Below are 22,635 nucleotides of genomic sequence, written 5' to 3' on the forward strand. Positions count from 1 at the left end.
CGGTTATTCCAGCCGCGCCAGAAGGCCTGCCATGACGCGCGCCCGCGCCAGAAAGCTGGGCACATCCATATGCTCCTGAAGCGTGTGGATCATGTCTCCCTCCACCCCCAGCCCGTCTATCGTGGGGATGCCCATCGCGCCGGTGAAATTGCCGTCAGATCCGCCGCCCTGGCTTTTGTGGGTAAAGCCGATACCGACCTCGCGGTGCAGTTCCTCAACCATCGCCGCCAGTTTCAGCGTGGCTTCTGAGGGCTCCCACACCGGGCGGGTCAGGCCGCGCGACACCTCGAACCCGGTCTCCGCATCGCTCAGCGCCAGCATGGCCGCCACGCCCTGATCCAGATCTTCCTGACGTTTGGACATGCTCAGCGCCTCGGCCCGCGCCTCGCTTGACACGCAGTTGACCCAGGTGCCGCCGTGGAAAACGCCCACGGAAAAGGTGCAGGCCTCGGTCGTCATCTCTTCGATCTGCAACACGCGCTTTGCCATCTCGCGGATGGCTGAGCGCCCCTGCGACAGCCGCGCGCCCGCATGGCTGGGCTTGCCGGTGGTCTTCAGGTTGTAGCGCGCGATGGCGTAGCGCCCGCTTGTCACGCCCCCGCCCTGCAAGCCCGGCTCGGGCACCAGAACCACCTTGGCGCGCGCGGCCTCGGCCTCGATCAGGGCGCGGCTGGTGGGGCTGCCGATTTCCTCGTCAGGGGTGAACAGGATGGTCACCGGCAGGTTGGTGGCGATCCCGGCCCGGGCAAGCTGGCGCAGGGCTTCAAGCGCGATGTAGTTGCCGCCCTTCATGTCGCAGACGCCGGGGCCATAGCATTTATCCCCCTCGCGCCGGAACGGGTTGACGGCAATCGTGCCCACCGGATGCACCGTATCGAAATGCCCCATGATCAGGATGCCCGGCTCACCCATGCGCGGATGCGGCAGGCGCGCGCGCAGCATATCGCCCATCATCACGCCCGAGGGGTCGCGCGCGCCGGGAATACGCTCAACCCGCGCGCCCAGCTCAGACAGATCGCGGGTGGCAAGGTCCAGCATCCGGTTGACCGCCGCCGCATCCCAGGTGGGGCTTTCGCACTCCACCCAGCCGCGCAGACCGGCCAGCATGGCATCGGTGTCGAAAGGAAGATCGGTCGGATTGGTCATGTAACTTTCTCTCTCTGGCCCTCGGCAAAGGGGCGGAAATTGGCGAAGTCCCAATGGCGGCCGGGTGCGGCCTCGATCAGGGCTTTGGTATAGGCGTGTTGCGGCGCGGCCAGCACCTGCCCGGCGGGGCCGTATTCGACGACCTCGCCGCGCTGCATGACCATCACCTCATCGCAGATCTGCGCGGCCACGCCCAGATCATGGGTGATGAACAGAATGCCCAGCCCCAGCCGCGCCTGCAGATCAGCCATCAGCCGCAAAACCTGCGCCTGAACTGATACATCCAGCGCTGATACCGCCTCATCCGCCACCAGCACCTCAGGGTCCATGGCCAGCGCGCGGGCAATAGCGATGCGCTGGCGCTGACCGCCGGAAAACTGGTGCGGGAAGCGGTCGACGGCTGAGGCAGGCAGGCCCACCAGCTCCATCAGCTCCCGCGCGCGGGCCATGGCCTTGTCACGCGACACGCCGAAATTGAGCGGGCCTTCGATGATCGAGGCGCCCACCTCGATGCGCGGGTTGAGCGAGCGCATCGGGTCCTGAAACACGATCTGGAACTTGCGCCGGTGTGGCTTGAGCTGGCCGCGCGGCAGGGTTGCGATATCGGTGCCGCCAATCTCGATCCGGCCCGAAGTGGGGTCAATCAGCCGCATGATGCAGCGCGCCACGGTCGATTTGCCCGAGCCCGACTCACCCACAATCCCCAGCGTGCGCCCGGCGCGCAGGGTCAGCGCCACGTCCTTGGCCGCCATGGTTGCACGGGTTTTGCGCAGCCAGCCGCTTTCCGTATAGGTCTTGTTCAGCGCCTTGGTCTGCAACACCACGGCGGCTGTGCTGTCGGCGCGCGCGGCGCGCGGCACATGGCTGGGCACGGCCTGCAACAATTCGCGCGTGTAATCGGTGCGGGGCGTGCGCAGGAGCGCCTCGGTCCTTTGCGCCTCCATCACCTCGCCCAGTTTCATCACCGTCACATTATCGGCGATATCGGCCACAACGCCCATGTCATGGGTGATGAACAGCACCGCCGTGCCCTGCTTCTCGCGCAACTCGCGGATCAGGGACAGGATCTGCGCCTGCGTGGTCACATCCAGCGCGGTAGTGGGTTCATCGGCGATCAGCAGTTTGGGCTGCATGATCAGCGCCATGGCGATCATGATACGCTGGCGCTGCCCGCCCGAAAGCTGATGCGGGAAGCTTCGGTAAAGCCGCTCGATATCGGGCAGATGCACCGCTTCCATCATCTCCAGAACGCGGTGCTTGCGCTTGTTCGGGGACAGATTGGTGTGAACCTCCAGCACTTCCTCAATCTGGCGACCCACCCGCGCGACGGGGTTCAGCGCCGTCATCGGCTCCTGAAAGATCATCGACATGGCAGTGGCGCGTAGTTTGCGCAACTGCGGCACCGGGGCGCGCAGAATGTCGGTGCCCTGCAACAGCACCTGACCGGCGGAGGCCTGCAGCACCTTGGGCAGCAGCCCCATCACCGCCAGCGCGGTCAGCGACTTGCCAGAGCCGGATTCACCCACCAGACACATGGTTTCGCCGGGCTGGATGGCCAGGTCAAGGCCCTTGACCAGTTCCTGATCGGCACGGCCATCAAGGGCGATGCGCAGCCCGCGGATATCGAGGACAGGCGCGCTCATCGGTCAATTCCCCGTTTTGCCATCCGGGGGTCGAGCGCATCGCGCACGGCATCCCCCAGAAGGTTGATCGCCAGAATGGTGACCGAGACCACCAGCCCGGGCCACAGAATGATGCCCGGGTTGATCTGGAAGTACAGCCGCCCCTCGGCCATGATATTGCCCCAGGTGGGGGTCTCGGGGTTGATGCCCGCACCAAGGAAGGACAGGATCGCCTCCACCAGAATTGCCGAAGCGCAGATATAGGTGCCCTGCACGATCAGCGGTGCGACCGTATTGGGCAGCAGATGACGGCGCATGATCAGGAAGGTTGAGGAACCCGCCGCAATCGCCGCCTCGACATAGGGCTCCTCGCGCGCCGACAGCACCACTGACCGCACCAGCCGCACCACGCGCGGCACTTCGGGCAGGGTAATGGCGATCAGCACGGTCCAGAACCCGGCACCCCAGAGCGCGACAATGGCAATGGCCAGCAGGATGTTGGGAATGGCCATCAGCCCGTCGACAAAGCGCATCAGCACCGCATCAAGCCAGCGCACATAGCCTGCCATAAGCCCCATCACCAGCCCCGCCCCCACCGCCACGATGGACGCGGTCAGGCCGATGGCCAGCGACATCTGCCCGCCCATGATGACGCGCGACAACAGGTCCCGGCCATAGGCATCGGTCCCCAGCCAATAGGTGCCATCGGGCGCGCGCAGCCGCACCGAGGGTGTCAGCCGCGTGGGGTCATGCGGGACGATCCATTGCGCGAAGACCGAGGCCAGCACGATGACGGCCAGCACCACCGCCGCCAGCAGCACGACAGGGCTGGACAGGAGCACATCGCGGATCTTGCGCAGGGCCGAGGGGCGCTCATTACGGGAGAAATTCAGCGCGGTATCGCTCATTGGTAGCGGATCCTCGGGTCAAGCAGGACATAGGCGATGTCGATCAGCAGGTTCACCAGCACATAGATCAGCGAGGCCAGCAGGATCACCGCCTGAATCACCGGATAGTCGCGCGCCAGCACCGCATCGAGCGTCAGCCGCCCCAGCCCCGGCAGGTTGAACACCGATTCCGTCACCACCACGCCCGAGATGATCAGCGCAAAACCGATGCCGATGACGGTGATGATCGGCACCGAGCAATTGCGCAGCGCGTGACGCATCAGCACCTTGCGTTCCGGCAAGCCCTTGGCATGCGCGGTGCGGATGTAATCTTCATTGAGGATTTCCAGCATCGAGGTGCGGGTGATCCGCGCGATCAGCGCCACATAAAGCAGCGTCAGCGTCAGCGTGGGCAGGGTGATGCGCTCAACGAACGGGCCGACGCCCTGGGTGATCGAGCGGAAGCCCTGCACCGGGAACCAGCGCAGCTCCATCGAGAAGAACGAGATCATCAGATAGCCGATCACGAAGACCGGCACGGAAAAGCCCACCACCGAGATCAGCATCACGAAGCGGTCGATCAGCGTGCCCTGTTTCCATGCGGCGATCACCCCCAGCGGCACTGCGATGATTACCGAAAGCGTGATGGTGGTCAGCGCCAGGCTCAGTGTGGGTTCCATCCGCTGGGCGATCATCTGCGTGACCGGGGTGCCTGACAGAAGCGAGGTGCCGAAATCGCCGCGCAGCATGTCGGCGATCCAGCTGAAGAACTGGATGTAGAGCGGGTCATTGAGGCCCAGCTGGTCGCGGATGCGGGCGATCTGAGCAGGCGTGGCCGCGTCTCCGGCCAGAATGGCCGCCGGGTCGCCCGACAGCCTGAGCAGCAGAAAGACAATCAGCGCCACGAATCCCATAACGGGGATGGCAGCGAGGATGCGCTGCACGATGTATCCGACCATCAAAAAGGGCCTTTCCGGTCAAGGTGCGCCCGCGCCAGCCCCGCCAAAGGGAGCGCGGGCGATGGTCCGGCGGGGGCTTCCCCGCCGGACGGACAGCGGGTCAGTTGCGACGGATATTCCAGAAGAACGGCGCCGGCCCTTCCAGCACGCCCTCCAGCTCGCCCGACCAGGCGGTAAAGACGAAATACTGCCCGATCGGCGCGTAATACCCCTGCTCATAGACGCGTGCCTGAATGGCCGCTGCCATTTCCTGCTGCTCGGCCAGCGAAGGCGAGGTCGCATAGGCAAGGCGCATTTCTTCCAGCTCGGCATCTTCGGGCCAGCCGAACCAGCCGCCCTCAGCGCCCTGCCCGCCGACCATGTTGTTCACGATCGGGTTGAACACATCCGCGCCCACCCAGTTGGTGATGAACAGGTTCCAGCCGCCCTCAGCCGGTGCCGCCTGATTGGCGCGGCGGCCCACAAGCGTCTGCCAGTCCATCGCCTGCAGATCGACGGTGAAGCCCACATCGCGCAGCGCCTGTGCCACAACCACCGGCTGCGTGCGCAGGGTGGACACATCGGTCGGATGCATCACCACCACCGGCGTGCCGTCATAGCCCGCCTCTGCCAGCAGTTCGCGCGCCATGTCCTGGCCGTTGCCCTGCACCAGCGTTTCCGAGCCGACATCGGTTTCCAGCGGTGTGCCGCAGATGAACATCGCGCCGCACAGGACATAGAGGTCAGGGTTGCCGATCATGGCATCCATCACATCCTGCTGCGCGACCGAGGCAATGGCGGCGCGGCGGATGCGGGCATCGTCAAACGGCGGATGCAGCGCGTTGGGGCGCATGATGGTCTGATAGCCCAGCAGGTTAAGGTTGGCGACCTCAAGCTCCGGATTGGCCTGAAGGATCGGCAGCAGATCGGCCGACGCATCTTCCCAATAGTCGATTTCGCCTGACAGAAGCGCGTTCAGCTTGGTCTGGTCATCCGGCATGGCGATCCATTCAACACGATCAACATGCACGACTTTCCCGCCCGAGGCCCAGCTCGGCTCCTCATCGCGCGGGATATAATCCTCAAAACGCTCATAGACCGCGACCACGCCCGGCTGGAACTCTGCCGCGTTCCAGCGGAACGGGCCGGAACCGATCTGCTCTTCCACCGCTTCGGTCGACGGGGTGTTGGCAGCGATCCGCGCAGGCATGATGAAGGGCACGTTCGACGAGGGCTTGGCAAGGCTGTCGATCACCAGCCCATAAGGCTCGTTCAGGGTCATGACGAAGGTGCTGGCATCCTCGGCATCCTGCCCCATGTCGGCGACATAGCGCATCAAAAGCTGGCCCATCGCATCGCGCTCACCCCAGCGGGCGATTGAGGCGGCGACATCCTCGCCGGTCACCGGCGCGCCGTCATGGAACAAGAGGCCCTCGCGCAGGGTGAAGCGGTATTCCAGACCGTCGTCCGACACGGTCCAGCTGTCCACCATCTGCGGCTGCGCCGACATGTCGGAATCCAGCGCGAAGAGGGTGTCATAGATCATGTAGCCATGGTTGCGGCTCATATAGGCGGTGGTCATGATCGGATCGAGCACGCGCAGTGCCGAATGCATCACCACGCGCAGCGTTTCGGCGCTGACGGGTGTTGCCACGGCCGCAGAGCCCGCGATCAGGGCGGCGGCGGCGGTATTGCGCAGCAGCCTTCCGACCGCCTTGGGCATTCTTGTAAACATCTGTTGTCTCCCCATCGTTGTGGATACGTCCGCCGGGGGCAATGCACCCGATAGCGGCGCAATTCTTGTTGTTTGAGCCTTCATCGTAGGCGCGCGCTTTGAAGCCTGTCAATCACTCTGTTTGCGTTCAAATGATTCTTGGCCGGGCGATGCTCAGCTATTGATACCCCCGGGATGCCGCGCCCGGATCCGGGCATAAACGGGGCTGGCAATGCCGCGAAAAGCATCGCATCCTGCACAGGTTCAGCAAACCGGGGGCAGCGCATGACCATTGAAAGCGACAAAACGGCACCGCATGGGACGGCCCCGGATGAAAAGGCCCTCAGCGCCATCCGCCGCGCGGTTGCAGAGAATTTCGACGCACAGACCCGCTTTCTGGCTGATTTCGTGCGCATCCCCAGCCTGCGCTTTGAAGAGGGTCCCGCGCAGGATTTCATCCATGACGCCCTGCGCCAGCGCGGCTATGAGGTTGACGACTGGACCATCGCGCTGTCCGATCTTGAGGCGCTGCCCGGTTTCGGCCCCATCGAGGGGGATTTTTCGCGCGCGCGCAGCGTGGTCGGCACCCACCGCCCCGCGCAGGAAAAGGGCCGCTCGCTGATCCTGCAGGGGCATCTGGATGTCGTTCCCGCCGGGCCGTTGGAGATGTGGTCAGATCCGCCCTTTGACCCGGTAATCCGTGATGGCTGGATGTACGGGCGTGGGGCCGGTGATATGAAATCGGGCACCGTGGCCGCGCTTTTTGCGCTTGATGCGATCCGCCGCGCCGGGTTCGAGCCTGCGGCACGGGTGCATTTCCAGTCGGTCATCGAGGAGGAATCAACCGGGCTGGGCGCGCTTTCGACCTTGCAGCGGGGCTACCGTGCCGACCTTGCCTTGATCCCCGAACCCTCGGACATGTCGCTCAACCGTGCCCAGATCGGCGTGTTGTGGTTCAAGCTGCGGGTGCGCGGGCGGCCCGTCCATGTGGCCTCGGCGGGCGAAGGGTCAAACGCGATCATGGCCGCCTATGACGTGATCCGCGCGCTCAAAGGGCTGGAGCGCGACTGGAACACCCGCGCGGGGCAAGACCCGGTTTACGGCGATGTGCACCACCCGCTCAATTTCAACGCAGGCAAGATTGCGGGGGGTGACTGGGCGTCAAGCGTGCCGGCATGGTGCGATGTCGATTGCCGCATGGGCCTGCTGCCCGGCTGGGATCTGGCCCGCTGCCGTGCTGAGATCGAACACTGCGTGGCAGAAGCGGCGCTTGGCCACCCCTTCCTGTCCAACAGCCCGCCCGAGGTGGTCTGGAACGGCTTTCAGGCCGAAGGCTATGTGCTGGAAGGCGCTGAAGAGGCCGAGGCACTGCTGGCCGAATCGCTGGGCATCCTGCGTGGCGCCCCTGTCAAAGTGCCCGAACACAAGATGACCGCGCTGACCGACAGCCGGTTCTACGGCCTCTACTACGGCATCCCGTCGTTCTGCTTTGGCCCGCATGCGGAGAATATCCACGGTTTTGATGAGCGCGTGAACCTGCAATCGGTGCAGGACGTGACCGAGGTTCTGGCCCTGTTCATCGCCCGCTGGTGCGGGCTCAACCCGCTTTAAGGAGGGTTCATGCCCCGTATCGCTATCGGTGGATTTCTGCACGAAACCAATACTTTCGGCCCCTCCAAGGCAACCTATGCCGATTTTGACGGCGGCAGCGGCTATGGCCATATCCGCGAGGGCGAAGCGATTATCGAACACCTCGCGCAGGTGAACGCCGCCATCGCCGGGGCCATCCACACCGGCCATGCCCTGGGCTGGGACATGGTGCCGACGCTCTGGTGCGCGGCCTCCCCCTCTGCGCAGGTAACTGAAGACGCGTTCGAGCGTATCGCCGGGCGGCTGCTGGACCTGATCGCGCAGGCCGGCCCGCTGGACGGCGTGTTTCTGGACCTGCACGGCGCGATGGTCACCGAGCATCTGGATGACGGCGAAGGCGCGTTGCTTGCCCGCCTGCGCGCCCTGCTCGGCCCCGATGTGCCGGTTGCTGTTGCGCTGGACCTGCATGCCAATGTCACGCCGCTGATGGTCGAAAAGGCCGATCTGCTGGAAAGCTACCGCACCTATCCGCATGTGGACATGACGGAAACCGGCGCGCGGGCGGCACAGGTACTGGCGCAGATGGTCGCAACCGGCAAGCGGCCCGAAAAGGCCTTTCTGCAAGCCCCATTCCTGACGGCCATCGCCTGGCAAAGCACCTGGGGCGAGCCTGCGCGCGGGCTTTACCAGCGGCTGGAAGAGATCGCGCAGGATGTCACCGCGCTAAGCTTCAACATGGGCTTCCCCGCCGCCGATTTCCCCGATTGCGGCATGAGCGTGCTGGCCTATGGGCCGGGGGCCAGTGACGCCGCGCGCGCGATGATGGATGCGGCTGAGGCAGCCGAGCCTGATTTCAACGGCCGCGTCTGGTCTGCCACTGAAGGGGTGGCCGAGGCCATGCGCCTTGCGGCCAGCGCCACCCGCCCCGTCATCCTGTCAGACACGCAGGACAACCCCGGCGCAGGCGCGAACAGCGACACCACGGGCATGCTGCGCGCCATGCTGGAAGCCGGTGCCTCGGGCGCCATCGGCAATCTGTTCGACCCTGTCGCTGCGCAGGCCGCGCATGAAGCGGGCGAAGGGGCCGTGGTGGAACTGGCGCTTGGCGGCCATTCCGGCGTGCCCGGAGATGCCCCGCTCAGGGCCAGATATCTTGTGGAAAAGCTCAGCGACGGCGTGTTCACCGCGCCCGGCCCCTATTACGGCGGGCGGGTGATGAAAATGGGCCCCTCAGCCTGCCTGCGCATCGAGGGCGTGCGCATCGCGCTGACCTCGGCCAAGGCGCAGATGGCAGACCGGGCGATGTTCTCCAGCCTTGGCATTGTGCCTGAGCGTGAAAAGATCCTTGTGGTGAAAAGCTCCAACCACTTCCGCGCCGATTTTACCCCCATCGCCGAAGACATCCTCGTCTGCCAGTCGCCCGGCCCGATGGCCGTGAACCCCGCCACCCTGCCCTGGCGCCACCTGCGCCGCGGGCTGCGCCTGTCGCCCATGGGCGCGGCATTTGAACCAAAGGAAATCTGAGACATGACCCTTCAGGACCGCATCAACACTTTCGCCGACGACCTGACCGCCATTCGCCGCGATCTGCACGAACATCCTGAACTTGGCTTTCAGGAGGTGCGGACATCCGGGATCGTGGCCGAAAAGCTGCGCTCCTGGGGGATCGAGGTGACCACCGGCATCGGCAAGACCGGCGTTGTCGGCGTGCTGAAGGGTGATCGCCCGGGCCGCACCATCGGACTGCGCGCCGATATGGACGCCCTGCCGATTGATGAGCAGACCAACCTGCCCTGGGCCTCGAAAACGCCGGGTGTCATGCATGCCTGCGGCCATGACGCCCATACCACGATGCTGCTGGGTGCCGCCCGCTATCTGTCTGAGAACCGCGATTTCGCAGGCACGGCAGTGTTCATCTTCCAGCCCGCCGAGGAGGGGCTGGGCGGCGCGCGCGCCATGCTGGCTGACGGTCTGTTCGAGCGATTCCCCTGCGATGAAATCTACGGCATGCACAATTCGCCCTATCACGAACCGGGCGTGGTGGGTGTCAAACCGGGGTCTGCCATGGCGGGGGCCAATTTCTTTGACATCCACATCACCGGCAAGGGCTGCCACGCCGCCATGCCCGAAAGCGGCATTGATACAATCGTGATTGCCACCGCGCTGGTGCAGCAGTTGCAATCCATCGTCGCGCGCAATGTGCCGCCGACCAAACAACTGGTGCTCTCGGTCACCCAGATTCACGCGGGCGCGGCCTATAACGTGATCCCCGAAACCGCGCATCTGGCAGGCACCGTGCGCTATTTCGACCGCGGGGTCGCCGACATGGTCACGCGCCGCATGCAGGAATTGTGCGACGGCGTGGCGAAGGGCTACGGCGTTGAAATCACACTCGATATGCGCAACGTCTTTGATGTGCTGGAAAATGACCCTGCGCTGGCCGAGGCCATGATCGGCGCGGCGCGTGAGCTGGTGGGTGACAAGGCGCAGATCAAATCCGACCTCGTGATGGGGTCCGAGGATTTCGCCGATATGTTGCAGGCCGTGCCGGGCGCCTATTGCACCATCGGCCACAAGGGCTCGGTGCCGCTGCACAACCCCGGTTTCGTTCTGGATGACGGCATTTTGCCGCTGGGCGCCTCAATCATGGCGCGGATGGTGGAACTGCGCGGCGCGGGCTAAACGGAGGGGGTGTGGCGATTTGATGAAAAGTCGCCGTATTTTCGGCGATTCCACCAGCGCGGTTTAGGTAATCTTTAGGTCCGTATCCTCAGTATGAGCAAATCGCAGCTCTGAGGGACGATCATGCTTAGCAACATCCGCATCGCCACACGGATCTCGGGGGGCTTCTTCCTGATCCTGGCACTCCTGACCGCACTGGCAGTCTTTGCCTATTCCTCCACCCATACGCTCGGCGCCTATCTTGACCGCTTCAGCACAGGCTCGACACGTGCGGTCGACGCCACGAGCGTGCGCTATACAGCCGCCTATATGCGGCTTGCAGCCAATAACTATCTTGTCACCCCGACCGAGGAGAACCGGCAGGGGTTCCAGCAATGGATGGAAACAGCACAAACCGAATCGCAGGCTCTTCTTGCGTCAGGTCTGGCCACCGCCCGGCAGTTCGACGGGGCCATCGACACCTACGTCGCAAGGGCACGCCAGTTTCTTGACGCCAGCGCACCGCGCACCGCGGCAGTAGAGCGCGTGGAACAACTGGGCATCGAACACCGCCGCAACATCGGTCGTCTGAACGATATGCTCGAAACACGCGGTGCCAGCGATCTGGCCTATACCGCCCTGCGCGCCTCCGAATCGTTCCTGGTCACGCGGGTCCGGATGGACCGGTTCCTGGCGGGGGGAGAGATTTCCGAGTTCGCAAGTGCCTCCGGCCCGCTGGAACAGACGCAGTCACTGCTGCAAAGCCTTGCCCCCGGCGCGTTGCTCGGCGAGGAACGCGGTCTGCTGGCAGCCGCCCGCGATGGCGTTGCCGAGTTCGGGCGTGCAATCAATGTTGCGCGCGACGCCGAACTACTGAACCGGCAGCGCCTGTCCGATGTGCAGAGCACCGTGCCGCAGTTGACAGCCGCCATGGAAGCGCTGCGCGCCGAGGCCGAGGGTTATCTGGACCATCTGGCCGACACCAGCATCGCGACTGTAAACTCAACCTACACCTCATTGATCGTCGGGGCGGGTGTCATTCTGGCCCTTGGTCTCGCAACCGCGGCGCTTTTGTCGATCAATCTCAGCCGCGGCCTGCGTCAGACCGTCGATCAGACCCGCCGGCTTGCCGAGGGGGATCTGAGCGTCGATATCACCGGCAGTGAACACCGCAGCGAACTCGGCGACCTGTCGCGCGCGCTGCTGGTGTTCAAGGAAAACGCCGCTGAAACCCGCCGCCTCACCGCCGAGGCCGAGGCCAAGCGCGCCGAGGATGATGCACGCCAGAAGAGCGAGATGGCCAAACAGCAGCGTGTGGTCAACGATATCAGCGCCGGCCTGACCCGGCTGTCCTCGGGCGATCTGACCCGCCATATCGACAGCCCGGCAAACAACCCGTTCCCCGGCGAATACGAGGACCTGCGCCAAGCCTATAACGATGTGGTCGATCAGTTGTCGGGCATCGTGTCACGGATCGGCATGGTCGCTGATTCGGTGCGCTCGGGATCAGGTGAGATCAACGCGGCCTCGCAGGACATTTCCTCGCGGGCAGAAACGCAGGCCGCCACGCTTGAACAATCGGCTGCGGCCCTCAACCAGCTGACCGAAAGTGTACGCTCCACCGCCCAGCGCGCCTCGGCTGCGGAAAAATCCAGTCAGGACAACCGCGCGCATGCCGAATCGGGTGCACAGGTCGTACGCGAAGCCATGAATGCGATGAAAGGGATCGAGCGCAGCTCCGAGCAGATCACCCGGATCATCGGCGTGATCGACGATATCGCCTTCCAGACCAACCTGCTGGCACTGAACGCCGGGGTCGAGGCGGCGCGGGCCGGCGAAGCGGGGCGCGGGTTCGCCGTGGTCGCCTCCGAAGTGCGGGGGCTGGCGCAGCGTGCCTCGGAATCAGCGCGCGAAATCAAGACACTCATCCGGGAAAGCGCCACACAGGTTGAATCCGGTTCCGAACTGGTCAACCGCACGGGTGAAAGCCTTGAGGAAATCCTGCGCCGGGCCGCCGATGTCTCTGGCCTTGTGGCGGAAATCGCCGTGGCGGCCTCCGAACAGGCTGCGGGCCTTGATGAGATCAACACCGGGGTAAACCAGCTGGATCAGGTGACGCAGCAGAATGCCGCTGTCGCCGAGGAAACCACGGCAGCCGCAACATCGCTGCTGCAGAAGGCAGAAGAGCTGACACATGAACTTTCCGGCTTCCAGACCAGTGGCGGCGCAGGGCGGATCGTTCCTCTTGTGTCTCCGCAGATCAAGGCATCGCCCGTGGCGGGCGCGTCCACCAACTGGGCGGCGGCAAAACCCGCAAAAGCGGCAGCCGCCGGTGGTAACCCCTGGCGCGATTTCTGAGCGCGAGGCGCGCGCGAGGCCCCCTGGCCGGATCCACTTCCTGCTGAGTATCCGCCCAGTCGGGCCCACAACATCCAGACAAAGGGCGCGCCATTGGCGCGCCCTGACCGCATCGTGCCACCGCGATCCGGCGCCGGCCCGGCTTTGCACGCGGCAAAGCAGCCCCGCCCGCCCAACCTTCCGCATGCAAAACAGCTGCCAGCCCGTCTCGCAAACGGTGGCGTCGGAGGCGAACCGCCGCGCAGCGGAAACGAGCATACCCTCACCGGGCGATCACCAACCGGCATCAGCGGGGTTGACACGAATCACCCGCTTCCCTAGCCATATATGAAACATGAACCATGTGTCATGTTTTTATCAGGGAGGACTTCATGAAACTCATATCTGCCGTCATTGCGACGGCTCTTCTCGGCATGGCCGCACCCGCGCTTGCCGAAATCCGCATCGCCCATGTCTATGACCGCACCGGCGCGCTTGAGGCCTATGCCGCGCAAAGCCATGTCGGGCTGATGATGGGGCTGGAATATGCCACCGATGGCACCATGGAAATCGACGGCCAGCCGCTTGTCGTCATCGAAAAGGACAGCCAGCTGCGCCCCGATCTGGGCCGCGCCCTGCTGGCCGAGGCCTTTGGCGACGATGACGCGCATATCGCCGTCGGCCCCACCAGTTCGGGCGTGGCGCTGGCAATGTTGCCGGTGGCAGAGGAATTCGAGCGCATTCTGATCGTCGAACCGGCTGTCGCCGACAGCATCACCGGGTCGGACTGGAACCGCTATATTTTCCGCACCGGGCGCAACTCCAGCCAGGATGCCATCTCCAACGCGGTCGCCCTCGGGCGCGAAGACATGTTCATTGCCACGCTGGCGCAGGATTACGCCTTTGGCCGCGACGGCGTCGCCGCGTTCCGCGAAGCGCTCGACGGGACCGGCGCCACGCTGGTGCATGAGGAATATGTACCGACCGACACGACAGATTTCACCGCCGCCGCCGAGCGCATCTTCAACGCCATGGCCGGTGTTGAAGGCGAAAAACGGCTTTTCGTCATCTGGGCGGGCGGCAACAACCCCATGAACCGCATTCAGGCGATGGACCCTTCGCGCCATGGCATTGAGCTGGCCTCGGGCGGGAATATCCTTGCTGCGATGGGCGCCTACCGCGACATGCCCGGCATGGAAGGCGCGACCTATTACTACTATGAAATCCCGCAAAACCCGGTCAACGACTGGCTGGTCGAGCAACATTTCGAGCGTTTCGGCACCCCGCCTGATTTCTTCACCGCCGGCGGCATGGCAGCAGGCCTTGCCGTCGTGGAGGCACTGCGCCGCACCGGGGGGTCAACCGATGCGGAAGACCTGATTGAGGCGATGGAAGGCATGGAGTGGGAAACTCCCAAAGGCACCATGCGTTTCCGCGCCGAGGACCATCAGGCACTGCAAGAGATGTATCACTTCCGCATCCGTGTCGAAGATGACGTGGCATGGGGCATCCCCGAACTGGTGCGCGTCCTGGGCATCGACGACATGGATATCCCCGTACGTAACGAGCGCTGATGCGCTGGCCGGGGCACGCAAAGGCCCCGGCCCCACTTCCCCCAAAACCCCTGCTCATGGCTGGCACCGCGCCCTGCGCGACCGGCCCTGCGCACCCCGCTAACCGGCTATTGCGCGAGGCCCCCATGACCAAACCTTCGCTTGAAACCCGCGATCTGACGGTGCGCTTTGGCGGCCATGTCGCGGTCGATCATGTCACCTGTGCCTTTCACCCCGGCGAACTGACGGCGATTGTCGGGCCCAACGGCGCGGGCAAGACAACCTATTTCAACCTCATCTCCGGCCAGATCCCGGTCACCGAGGGCACCATCCTGCTCGACGGCGAGGAGATCACCCGCCTTTCGGTTCCCGCGCGCACCGAGCGGGGCCTTGGGCGGGCCTTCCAGCTGACCAACCTGTTTCCCAAGCTGACGGTACTGGAAAATGTGCGTCTGGTGATCCAGTCGCGCATGCGCCGGGGCTTCAATATCTGGACCATGGCCATGAGTCACCGCGACATGATCGAAGCCGCCGAGGCCGTGCTGGAGCGTGTGCGCCTGCAGCATCTGGCCCATCAGACGGTCTCTGCCCTGCCCCATGGCGACCAGCGCAAGCTGGAGGTGGCCACGCTGATCGCCATGGAACCGAAGGTTTTCATGTTCGACGAACCCACCGCCGGGATGTCGGTTGACGAGGCGCCGGTAATTCTGGACCTGATCGCCGAGATCAAGCGCGACCCGGCCGCCACCGTGCTGCTGGTCGAGCACAAGATGGATGTCATCCGCACCCTCGCCGACCGGATCATGGTGCTGCACAACGGCGCGCTTGTCGCCGATGGCCAGCCCGCCGCGGTGATGGCGTCAAGCGTGGTGCAGGAGGCCTATATGGGCAAGGAGCTGGCTGATGTCTGACGCCATTCTCACACTTGCGGGCGTGCAGACCGATATCGAACAATATCACATCCTGCATGGCGTCGATCTGGAGGTGCCCCGCGGGCAGGTGACCATGCTGCTGGGCCGCAACGGCGCGGGCAAGACGACGACACTGCGCAGCATCATGGGCCTGTGGAAGCCGCGCGCCGGGTCCATCCGTTTTGACGGGGCCGAAATCGCGGGCCTGTCGCCGCCCCAGATCGCGCGGCGCGGGGTGGGTTTCGTGCCCGAGGATATGGGCATATTCGCCGATCTCACCGTCGAGGAAAACCTGATCCTCGCTGCCATCTCCGGCCCTATCCAGCGTGACCGGCTGGACTGGGTCTTCGCCGCCTTCCCCGCCTTGTCGACCTTCTGGAAAATGCCTGCCGGGAACCTTTCGGGCGGGCAGAAACAGATGCTGGCGATTGCCCGCGCGGTGATCGAAAAGCGCGGCCTGTATCTGATTGACGAGCCCTCAAAGGGCCTTGCACCGGCGATTGTCGCCACCATGGCGCGGGCGCTCAAGGATCTGAAGGCCGATGGCGCCTCGATCCTGATGGTCGAGCAGAATTTCTCGCTGGCCCGCGCGCTGGGTGACCGCGCCGCCGTCATGGATGACGGGCGCATCGTCTGGACCGGCGCGATGGCGGAACTGGCCACGGACACTGCCCTGCAGGAACGCCTGATGGGCCTGAAGATGGAGGTCGCATGACCCTCGCCCCTGAACATGCGCCCAAGATGGCGCGACTGTCGCTCATGGAACGGCTGGAACCCTGGATGCCGCTGCTGCTGGTTCCGGCGCTGATTCTGGCAGGTTACCTCTCCATCGCCTCGCCCACCTCATGGCTGACGCTCACGGTTTCGGGGCTGGCGATGGGGATGATGATTTTCGTCATCGCCTCGGGGATGACGCTGGTTTTCGGCCTGATGGATGTGATCAACTTCGGCCACGGCGCGTTTGTCTCCTTCGGCGCTTTCGTTGGGGTGAGCGTGCTTCTGATGCTCAGCAGCATGACAGGCGCCCCCTCGCTGTTGCTCAACCTGCTGGCGGTGGGTGCGGCAATGCTGGCGGCGATGGCGGTTACCGGCGTGATCGGGCTGGGCTTTGAGCGGGTCATCGTGCGCCCGGTCTATGGCAGCCACCTGAAACAGATACTCGTCACCATGGGCGGGCTGATCGTGGCCGAACAACTGATCCATGTGATCTGGGGCGGTGAGGAAATCTTCATCCCCCGGCCTGAGATGCTCAAGGGCTCCATCACCCTCTTCGGCGCCACGCTGGAGAAATACCGGCTGGTCGCCGTGGGTCTGGGGCTGGTGCTGTTCGTGATCATGCGCGCGGTGCTGCGCGGCACCAAGCTGGGGCTGATCGTGCGCGCGGGCGTGGAAAATCCTGAAATGGTGCAGGCGATGGGCTATCAGATCCGCCGCGTCTTCATTCTGGTCTTTGTCGCCGGGTCGGCGCTGGCCGGGCTGGGTGGCGTGATGTGGGGCCTCTATCAGGAGATGGTCACCGCCCATATGGGCATGGAGATCATGATTCTGGTCTTCATCGTGGTGATCATCGGCGGTCTCGGCTCGGTCGAAGGGTGCTTTATCGGCGCTCTGATGGTCGGCCTGATGCAGAATTACACCGCCTTTCTGGAACCCAAACTGGCGCTCATCTCCAACATCGCGCTGATGGTGGCGATCCTGATGTGGCGCCCGCAGGGCATGATGCCGGTCATCAAGGCAAAATGACATGAGCCGGTCGCATTCCATTTTCTGTCCGAAAATATCCCGGGGGGTGAATGCGCGCAGCGCAGAGGGGGGCAGCGCCCCCCTTCCCCTCCGCCAGCAGATCCGAGGTTGACATGGTCAGACTTTTCCTTTCCGGCGACGGCCCCCAGAGCAGGATCCTGGGCGCGGTGCTTCTGCTCATCCTCTTCGCGCTGGCCTTTGCCCCGTTCCTCTTTCCCGGCACCCGCAGCCTTGAAACCGCAGCCCGCATCTGCATCTTCATCGTGCTGGTCGCCAGCTACGATCTGCTGCTGGGCTATGCGGGCATCGTCAGCTTCGCGCATACCATGTTCTTCGGCATGGGCGCTTACGGTGTGGCGCTGGCCACGCGCAACATGGGCACCGGCTATGACGCGCTGATCATCGGCACGCTTGGCGGCACCGCGCTGGCGGCGGCTTTTGCGCTGCTCATCGCGCTTTTCTCGCTCAGGGTGCGCGCCATCTTCTTTGCGATGATCACGCTCGCCATTGCCTCGGCTGTGGCGGTGCTGGTCAGCCAGCTTTCCGGCATCACCGGGGGCGAGGACGGGCTGAATATCCGCATCCCGCGCGAACTGACCCCGGCCTTCCGCCCCTTTGACGGGCCGGTTATGGGTGTCAACATCACCGGGCGGCATCTGAACTATTACCTCGTGTTCTTCTCCTGCCTGATCATGTTCCTGATCATGCTGCGGGTGGTGAACTCGCCCTTCGGCCGGGTGTTGCAGGCGATCCGCGAAAACGCTTTCCGCGCCGAAGCGATCGGTTACCGCGTGGTGCTCTACCGGGCGCTGGCGACGGTGCTGTCGGCCGCGATGGCAGCGCTGGCCGGGGCGGTTTTTGCCATCTGGCTGCGTTATGTCGGCCCGGCAACCACGCTGGGGGTCGAGATCATGCTGGATATCCTGCTGATCGTGGTCATCGGCGGGATGGGCACGATGTATGGCGCGGTGGTCGGCACAGCGGTTTTCGTGCTGGCGCAGAACTACCTCAAGGACTGGATGGGCGGCGCGTCCGAGGCCACCTCCTTCCTGCCGCTGGTGCCGGACCTGCTGAACCCGGACCGCTGGCTGCTGTGGCTGGGCATCCTGTTCATCCTCTCGGTCTATTTCTTCCCCACCGGGATCGTCGGCCGCCTGCGCGGGAAGCTCTGAGGGTGGCGCGGCATATCCACATCCACCGCCACGGCGCGGGGCCGGTCCTGGTGTTTCTGCACGGCTGGACCATGGCGGGCGACATCTTTGCCGATGCCCTCAATCGGCTGGGGGCGGATTTCACCTGCCTCGCCCCTGACCTGCCCGGGCATGGCCAGACCACAGGCTTTGCCCCCACGGTCAGCGGCGCGGCGGATATGCTGGACCATCTGCTGCGTCAGGAGGGGCTGGAGGATGTCACGCTGATCGGCTGGTCGCTGGGCGCGCTGGTGGGGTGGCAGTATCTGGCCATCCATGGGGGCGCGCGGATACGCGCCATGATCAGCCTGGACATGAGCCCGCGCCCGCTGAACGGCGATGGCTGGGATCTGGGCCTGAGCGGCCAGAGCGCTGACGACGGGCGCGCCAAGTCCGGCTGGTTCCGCAATGACTGGCCCCGCGCCGCCCGTGCCGTCGCCCGCACCATGTTCGCCGGGCCCGAGGGGGCGCCCCTGCTGTCGGTCGCGCAGGCCGAGGCGCGGATCGCCGCCCAGCCCGGCCCCGTCATGGCCGGTTTCTGGGATTCGCTTGTCGAATGCGACCTGCGCGCCACCGTTCAGGCGCTGCCCGTGCCGCTTCTGGCGATCCATGGTGCGCAAAGCCGCGTCTATCCGTCCCGGACCGCCGGTTGGCTCGCCAGCCACGCGCCCCGGGGTGCCGCGCTGGTCTTGCCCGGCGCGGGCCATGCCCCCATTCTGGAACAACCCGTGGCCTGCTGTGCCGCGATCGCCCGTTTTGCCGCCAACCCAGTGATTGCCCCCTGATGGAAAAAGCCGCCGCCCGCAAACCCCGCACCAAACGCGGCCTTGAAACGCAGGAAGCGATCCTGCGCGCGGCTGAGGCCGTGATCGGCGCGCAGGGCTATGCCGCCGCGTCGATCAGCGACATCACCCGCGCCGCCGGGATCGCGCAGGGCACCTTCTACATCTATTTCGACAGCAAGGAGCATGTGTTCCGCGAACTGGTGACCGAGATGGGCCGCCTGACGCGCAAAACCCTGTCTGACGCCGTTGTGGGTGCACCTGACCGGCTCAGCGCCGAGCGGCTGGGCCTGCGCGCCTTCCTTGAGATCGCCGCCACCCGCCCCACGCTCTATAATATCGTCGAAGAGGCCCGCTTCGTCGATCCTGACAGCTACCACGCCTATTTCACCTCCTTCGCGCGGGGCTATGCGCGCAATCTGGCCGCCGCCGCGCGCGAAGGCGAGATCCGGCCGGGCAACGCCGAAATCCGCGCCTGGGCGCTGATGGGCATGGCCGTCACGCTGGGTGAGCGTTTCGGGATGACCGGCGCTGACAGCGACGAAGTGGTGGCTGAGGTTTTCGATATGCTGGAGCGGGGGTTGAAGCCATGAGCTCCGTTTTGCTGACCCATGAAGACGGGGTAGCGGTGCTGACACTTGAGCGGCCAGAGCGCTGCAACGCGCTGAACGATGACCTTCTGGCAGACCTGAACGCGGCGCTGGAACGGCTGGAAACCCCGCGCGCCGTTGTTCTGCGCGCCGCAGGGCGGCATTTTTCCACCGGCGGCGATGTGGCGCGTTTCGCGCAAGCGGTGGCGGCGGGCGATGGCCGGGCCTATGCGCAGGCGGTGGTGGGCGGGCTGAACCGTGCCATCCTGCAACTGGCCGCGCTGCCCTGCCCGGTTCTGGCGCAGGTTCAGGGCGCGCTGACCGGCGGCGCGCTGGGGCTGGTGCTGGCCGCTGATCTGGTGGTGATGGAGCGCAGCGCCTTTGTGCAGCCCTTCTACAGCGTGGTCGGCTTTGCCCCTGATGGCGGCTGGACGGCGATGTTGCCCGCGCGTATCGGCGAGCACCGGGCGCGGGAAATCCAGCTTCTGAACCAGCGCATCACTGCCGACCAGGCACTGGCAATGGGGCTGGCGCAGTCCGTCAGCGCTGACCCTGCCGACGTGATCGCCGGATGGCTGCGCACCTTGCGCGGCCATATCCCCGGCGCCATGGCCGTCACCAAACGTCTGACAACCGACCTGCCCGCGCTGAAAGCCGCGCTGGACGCCGAGCGCGCGGCCTTCGTTGAGCGGATCGAAACCGATGAGGTGCGCGACGGAATGGCGCGTTTCCTCGCCTCGCTGAAAGGAGCCTGAGATGGGCCTTGCCCCCGACATGGCCGCCCGCCGCGCCGAACTGACGCCCGATGCGCCCGCCTTCACCGACCACTCCACCGGCCGGGTCTGGACCTTCGCGCAGGTCAACGCCGAGGCCGCCGCGCTGGCGGGCGGGCTGCTGGGGCTGGGGTTGGAACCCGGCGCGCGCGTGGCGATCCTGTGCCTGAACCGGGCCGAGTTCTTCATCGCGCTGTTCGCCTGCCTGAAGGCCGGGCTGATCCTGTGCCCGCTCAACTGGCGGCAGCCCGAGGCCGAGCTGCGCCCGGTGATGGACAGCGTCGGTTGCGCCGCCGTCATCCATGATGAACCCCACGCCGCGCTGGCCCGCGCGCTGGCCGGGGCGTACCCCTGCATCCCTTTTGCTCCGGGCGGCGGCTTTGCCCTGCACGGCCCCACGCCCGCCCCGCGCGCCATTGATGAGGATGCGCCGTGGTATCTGCTGTTCACCTCCGGCACCACCGGCCTGCCCAAGGCGGTGATCCAGACACCGCGCATGGCCTTGGCCAATGCCACCAATATCGCCCAGCATACCGGCCTGACCGCGCAGGACCATTCCGTCTGCTTCCTGCCGCTGTTTCATACCGCCGGCATCAATCTATATACATTTCCGGTCTTCTTCTGGGGTGCACACAGCCATATCCTGTCAAAATTCCAGCCTGACGATCTTTTCACCCTGATCGCCGAGGGCAAGATCACCCAGTTCTTCGGCGTGCCCGCGATCTATCAGGCCTTCCGGCTGCACCCGGCGATTGACCGCGTCGATCTGACCCGCGTGCGCGGCTATGCCTGTGGCGGGGCCGCGCTGCCGGTCGATCTGATCCGCTTTTTCGCCGAACGTGGGGCGCTGATCTGCAACGGCTATGGCATGACCGAAACCGGCCCCACCGGCTTTCTGATCGACGAGGGCGCGGCGCTGGCAAAGATCGGCTCCATCGGCAAGCCGCAGATGATGACCGAGGCGCGGCTGGCCGGTGTGCCGGATGGCCAGCCCGGCGAGGGCGAGCTGGAAATGCGCGGCGGCACCGTCACGCCGGGTTATTACGCCAATCCGCAGGCCACCAGCGCGGCTTTGACCGCTGACGGCTGGCTGAAATCCGGCGATGTCGCGCGGCGCGATACTGAGGGCTATTACATGATCATCGACCGGATAAAGGATATGTTCATCTCGGGCGGCGAAAATGTGTATCCTGCCGAGGTGGAGCGCGTTCTGATCACACACCCGGACATTCTTGAGGCCGCCGTGATCGGCGTGCCCGATGACAAATGGGGCGAGGTCGGCGCGGCATTCCTCATCGCCCGCCCCGGCCAGAGCCCCGATATCGCCGCCCTGCCCGGCTGGTGCCGTGAGCGGCTGGCGGGCTACAAGGTGCCCCGGTCGTTCCATCTGCTGGATGATTTCCCCCGCACCGCCGCAGGCAAGGTGCGCAAACCCCTGTTGCGAGACATGCTGCCATGACCCTTCTGATCCGCGAGGAATGGGTGCCCACCCAGGACGAATTCGACGCTTTCGCCCGTGTCTCGGGCGATGATAACCCCATCCATGTTGACCCCGAATTTTCCGGCCGCACCCGGTTCGGGCGCACGGTCAGCCATGGGATGCTGATCTATTCCAAGCTCTGGGCGCTGGTGAACCGCGCCCGCCCGGGCCAGCGCCATCGCTTTCAGTCGCTGATGTTCCCCAACCCCACCTATGCCGGTGAGCCGGTGTTGCTGGAAATCAAGGAAACGCCCGAGGGGCATCTGGCGGTGCTGGCCACGCGCAAGGCTGATGATCTGATCGTGCTGCAGGGTCAGGCGGAACTGGAGGCGGAATGATGCATGTGGGAAAATTCACTGAGACCACCCGCAGCTACAGCCGCGATGACCTTGCGGCCTTTGCCGCGCTGTCGGGCGGCGCGCCGGGTACGCAAGTGCCCGAACCCCTGATCGGGGCGCTGTTCTCGTATCTGCTGGGGGTGCATCTGCCCGGTTCCGGCACCAATTACCTCAAGCAGGAGATGCGGTTTCTGGCGCCCGCGCCACTGGACCAGCCGCTGACGGCACGGGTGGAAATCACCCGGCTGCGGCCTGAAAAGCACCTGGTCGATCTGGCCACAACCTGCCGCACCGCCGATGGCAGGCTGATCTGCGAAGGGCGCGCGCTGGTGCTGGCCCGCGATGTGGGTGCCTGAACAAGCGACGCCTGAACGAAAAAG

General features: G+C 64.9%; 20 protein-coding genes. 15 read left to right on the top strand and 5 right to left on the bottom strand.

Annotated elements, in window-relative coordinates; genetic code table 11:
* Positions 1 to 3: 3 nt before the first annotated feature.
* From V7Q53_RS13510 to V7Q53_RS13530, 5 genes are all read right to left on the bottom strand, one after another.
* Positions 4 to 1,146: a M20/M25/M40 family metallo-hydrolase gene (locus tag V7Q53_RS13510; protein ID WP_333829121.1), complete on the bottom strand. Its 1,143-nt coding sequence runs from the start codon at positions 1,144 to 1,146 to the stop codon at positions 4 to 6.
* Positions 1,143 to 2,789, bottom strand: a complete 1,647-nt coding sequence (locus V7Q53_RS13515; RefSeq protein WP_333829122.1) for an ABC transporter ATP-binding protein — start codon at positions 2,787 to 2,789, stop codon at positions 1,143 to 1,145. Before V7Q53_RS13515 ends, V7Q53_RS13510 begins: the two co-directional genes overlap by 4 nt.
* Positions 2,786 to 3,676 carry an ABC transporter permease gene (locus V7Q53_RS13520; RefSeq protein ID WP_333829123.1) on the bottom strand — a complete coding sequence of 297 codons (891 nt, stop codon included), beginning with the start codon at positions 3,674 to 3,676 and terminating at the stop codon, positions 2,786 to 2,788. Before V7Q53_RS13520 ends, V7Q53_RS13515 begins: the two co-directional genes overlap by 4 nt.
* Complete coding sequence (locus V7Q53_RS13525) at positions 3,673 to 4,614, bottom strand: ABC transporter permease (RefSeq protein WP_333829124.1); 942 nt, start codon at positions 4,612 to 4,614, stop codon at positions 3,673 to 3,675. Before V7Q53_RS13525 ends, V7Q53_RS13520 begins: the two co-directional genes overlap by 4 nt.
* Before the next feature lie 100 nt (positions 4,615 to 4,714).
* Positions 4,715 to 6,328, bottom strand: a complete 1,614-nt coding sequence (locus V7Q53_RS13530; protein ID WP_333829125.1) for an ABC transporter substrate-binding protein — start codon at positions 6,326 to 6,328, stop codon at positions 4,715 to 4,717.
* Positions 6,329 to 6,592: 264 nt separating this feature from the next.
* Here V7Q53_RS13530 and V7Q53_RS13535 point away from each other — a divergent pair, with 264 nt between their 5' ends.
* From V7Q53_RS13535 to V7Q53_RS13605, 15 genes are all read left to right on the top strand, one after another.
* Complete coding sequence (locus V7Q53_RS13535; protein WP_333829126.1) at positions 6,593 to 7,918, top strand: ArgE/DapE family deacylase; 1,326 nt, start codon at positions 6,593 to 6,595, stop codon at positions 7,916 to 7,918.
* Positions 7,919 to 7,927: 9 nt separating this feature from the next.
* Complete coding sequence (locus V7Q53_RS13540; protein ID WP_333829127.1) at positions 7,928 to 9,421, top strand: M81 family metallopeptidase; 1,494 nt, start codon at positions 7,928 to 7,930, stop codon at positions 9,419 to 9,421.
* Between the two features lie 3 nt (positions 9,422 to 9,424).
* Positions 9,425 to 10,579, top strand: a complete 1,155-nt coding sequence (locus tag V7Q53_RS13545; RefSeq protein WP_333829128.1) for a M20 aminoacylase family protein — start codon at positions 9,425 to 9,427, stop codon at positions 10,577 to 10,579.
* Positions 10,580 to 10,702: 123 nt separating this feature from the next.
* The gene (locus V7Q53_RS13550; RefSeq protein WP_333829129.1) at positions 10,703 to 12,916 is read left to right on the top strand and encodes a methyl-accepting chemotaxis protein; all 2,214 of its coding nucleotides are present in this window, start codon (positions 10,703 to 10,705) and stop codon (positions 12,914 to 12,916) included.
* Between the two features lie 371 nt (positions 12,917 to 13,287).
* Positions 13,288 to 14,469, top strand: coding sequence for a substrate-binding domain-containing protein (locus V7Q53_RS13555; protein WP_333829130.1), 1,182 nt, complete (start codon positions 13,288 to 13,290; stop codon positions 14,467 to 14,469).
* Between the two features lie 125 nt (positions 14,470 to 14,594).
* The gene (locus V7Q53_RS13560) at positions 14,595 to 15,359 is read left to right on the top strand and encodes an ABC transporter ATP-binding protein (protein ID WP_333829131.1); all 765 of its coding nucleotides are present in this window, start codon (positions 14,595 to 14,597) and stop codon (positions 15,357 to 15,359) included.
* Positions 15,352 to 16,074 carry an ABC transporter ATP-binding protein gene (locus V7Q53_RS13565; RefSeq protein WP_333829132.1) on the top strand — a complete coding sequence of 241 codons (723 nt, stop codon included), beginning with the start codon at positions 15,352 to 15,354 and terminating at the stop codon, positions 16,072 to 16,074. The genes V7Q53_RS13560 and V7Q53_RS13565 overlap by 8 nt, the downstream gene beginning before the upstream one ends.
* Complete coding sequence (locus V7Q53_RS13570) at positions 16,071 to 17,102, top strand: branched-chain amino acid ABC transporter permease (RefSeq protein ID WP_333829133.1); 1,032 nt, start codon at positions 16,071 to 16,073, stop codon at positions 17,100 to 17,102. The genes V7Q53_RS13565 and V7Q53_RS13570 overlap by 4 nt, the downstream gene beginning before the upstream one ends.
* A gap of 113 nt (positions 17,103 to 17,215) precedes the next feature.
* On the top strand, positions 17,216 to 18,274 hold the full coding sequence (locus tag V7Q53_RS13575) for a branched-chain amino acid ABC transporter permease (protein ID WP_333829134.1): 1,059 nt from the start codon (positions 17,216 to 17,218) through the stop codon (positions 18,272 to 18,274).
* Positions 18,275 to 18,276: 2 nt separating this feature from the next.
* The gene (locus V7Q53_RS13580) at positions 18,277 to 19,077 is read left to right on the top strand and encodes an alpha/beta fold hydrolase (RefSeq protein WP_333829135.1); all 801 of its coding nucleotides are present in this window, start codon (positions 18,277 to 18,279) and stop codon (positions 19,075 to 19,077) included.
* The gene (locus tag V7Q53_RS13585) at positions 19,077 to 19,667 is read left to right on the top strand and encodes a TetR/AcrR family transcriptional regulator (protein ID WP_333829136.1); all 591 of its coding nucleotides are present in this window, start codon (positions 19,077 to 19,079) and stop codon (positions 19,665 to 19,667) included. Before V7Q53_RS13580 ends, V7Q53_RS13585 begins: the two co-directional genes overlap by 1 nt.
* Complete coding sequence (locus tag V7Q53_RS13590) at positions 19,664 to 20,419, top strand: enoyl-CoA hydratase/isomerase family protein (protein ID WP_333829137.1); 756 nt, start codon at positions 19,664 to 19,666, stop codon at positions 20,417 to 20,419. The genes V7Q53_RS13585 and V7Q53_RS13590 overlap by 4 nt, the downstream gene beginning before the upstream one ends.
* A 1-nt stretch (position 20,420) precedes the next feature.
* Positions 20,421 to 21,896, top strand: a complete 1,476-nt coding sequence (locus V7Q53_RS13595; RefSeq protein WP_333829138.1) for a class I adenylate-forming enzyme family protein — start codon at positions 20,421 to 20,423, stop codon at positions 21,894 to 21,896.
* The gene (locus V7Q53_RS13600; RefSeq protein ID WP_333829139.1) at positions 21,893 to 22,255 is read left to right on the top strand and encodes a MaoC/PaaZ C-terminal domain-containing protein; all 363 of its coding nucleotides are present in this window, start codon (positions 21,893 to 21,895) and stop codon (positions 22,253 to 22,255) included. Before V7Q53_RS13595 ends, V7Q53_RS13600 begins: the two co-directional genes overlap by 4 nt.
* Positions 22,252 to 22,611 carry a phosphate acetyltransferase gene (locus V7Q53_RS13605; RefSeq protein WP_333829140.1) on the top strand — a complete coding sequence of 120 codons (360 nt, stop codon included), beginning with the start codon at positions 22,252 to 22,254 and terminating at the stop codon, positions 22,609 to 22,611. The genes V7Q53_RS13600 and V7Q53_RS13605 overlap by 4 nt, the downstream gene beginning before the upstream one ends.
* The last annotated feature ends 24 nt before the right edge of the window (positions 22,612 to 22,635 follow it).

This window comes from Pararhodobacter sp. (genome assembly GCF_036802785.1).
Lineage (GTDB): Bacteria > Pseudomonadota > Alphaproteobacteria > Rhodobacterales > Rhodobacteraceae > Pararhodobacter.

What these genes read in the sequence shown, in the direction of transcription:
- V7Q53_RS13510 (WP_333829121.1), bottom strand. Translation starts at nt 1,146, where the DNA reads ATGACCAATCCGACCGATCTTCCTTTCGACACCGATGCCATGCTGGCC.
- V7Q53_RS13515 (WP_333829122.1), bottom strand. Translation starts at nt 2,789, where the DNA reads ATGAGCGCGCCTGTCCTCGATATCCGCGGGCTGCGCATCGCCCTTGAT.
- V7Q53_RS13590 (WP_333829137.1), top strand. Translation starts at nt 19,664, where the DNA reads ATGAGCTCCGTTTTGCTGACCCATGAAGACGGGGTAGCGGTGCTGACA.
- V7Q53_RS13555 (WP_333829130.1), top strand. Translation starts at nt 13,288, where the DNA reads ATGAAACTCATATCTGCCGTCATTGCGACGGCTCTTCTCGGCATGGCC.
- V7Q53_RS13520 (WP_333829123.1), bottom strand. Translation starts at nt 3,676, where the DNA reads ATGAGCGATACCGCGCTGAATTTCTCCCGTAATGAGCGCCCCTCGGCC.
- V7Q53_RS13585 (WP_333829136.1), top strand. Translation starts at nt 19,077, where the DNA reads ATGGAAAAAGCCGCCGCCCGCAAACCCCGCACCAAACGCGGCCTTGAA.
- V7Q53_RS13565 (WP_333829132.1), top strand. Translation starts at nt 15,352, where the DNA reads ATGTCTGACGCCATTCTCACACTTGCGGGCGTGCAGACCGATATCGAA.
- V7Q53_RS13600 (WP_333829139.1), top strand. Translation starts at nt 21,893, where the DNA reads ATGACCCTTCTGATCCGCGAGGAATGGGTGCCCACCCAGGACGAATTC.
- V7Q53_RS13535 (WP_333829126.1), top strand. Translation starts at nt 6,593, where the DNA reads ATGACCATTGAAAGCGACAAAACGGCACCGCATGGGACGGCCCCGGAT.
- V7Q53_RS13605 (WP_333829140.1), top strand. Translation starts at nt 22,252, where the DNA reads ATGATGCATGTGGGAAAATTCACTGAGACCACCCGCAGCTACAGCCGC.
- V7Q53_RS13550 (WP_333829129.1), top strand. Translation starts at nt 10,703, where the DNA reads ATGCTTAGCAACATCCGCATCGCCACACGGATCTCGGGGGGCTTCTTC.
- V7Q53_RS13545 (WP_333829128.1), top strand. Translation starts at nt 9,425, where the DNA reads ATGACCCTTCAGGACCGCATCAACACTTTCGCCGACGACCTGACCGCC.
- V7Q53_RS13540 (WP_333829127.1), top strand. Translation starts at nt 7,928, where the DNA reads ATGCCCCGTATCGCTATCGGTGGATTTCTGCACGAAACCAATACTTTC.
- V7Q53_RS13530 (WP_333829125.1), bottom strand. Translation starts at nt 6,328, where the DNA reads ATGTTTACAAGAATGCCCAAGGCGGTCGGAAGGCTGCTGCGCAATACC.
- V7Q53_RS13525 (WP_333829124.1), bottom strand. Translation starts at nt 4,614, where the DNA reads ATGGTCGGATACATCGTGCAGCGCATCCTCGCTGCCATCCCCGTTATG.
- V7Q53_RS13560 (WP_333829131.1), top strand. Translation starts at nt 14,595, where the DNA reads ATGACCAAACCTTCGCTTGAAACCCGCGATCTGACGGTGCGCTTTGGC.
- V7Q53_RS13570 (WP_333829133.1), top strand. Translation starts at nt 16,071, where the DNA reads ATGACCCTCGCCCCTGAACATGCGCCCAAGATGGCGCGACTGTCGCTC.
- V7Q53_RS13575 (WP_333829134.1), top strand. Translation starts at nt 17,216, where the DNA reads ATGGTCAGACTTTTCCTTTCCGGCGACGGCCCCCAGAGCAGGATCCTG.
- V7Q53_RS13595 (WP_333829138.1), top strand. Translation starts at nt 20,421, where the DNA reads ATGGGCCTTGCCCCCGACATGGCCGCCCGCCGCGCCGAACTGACGCCC.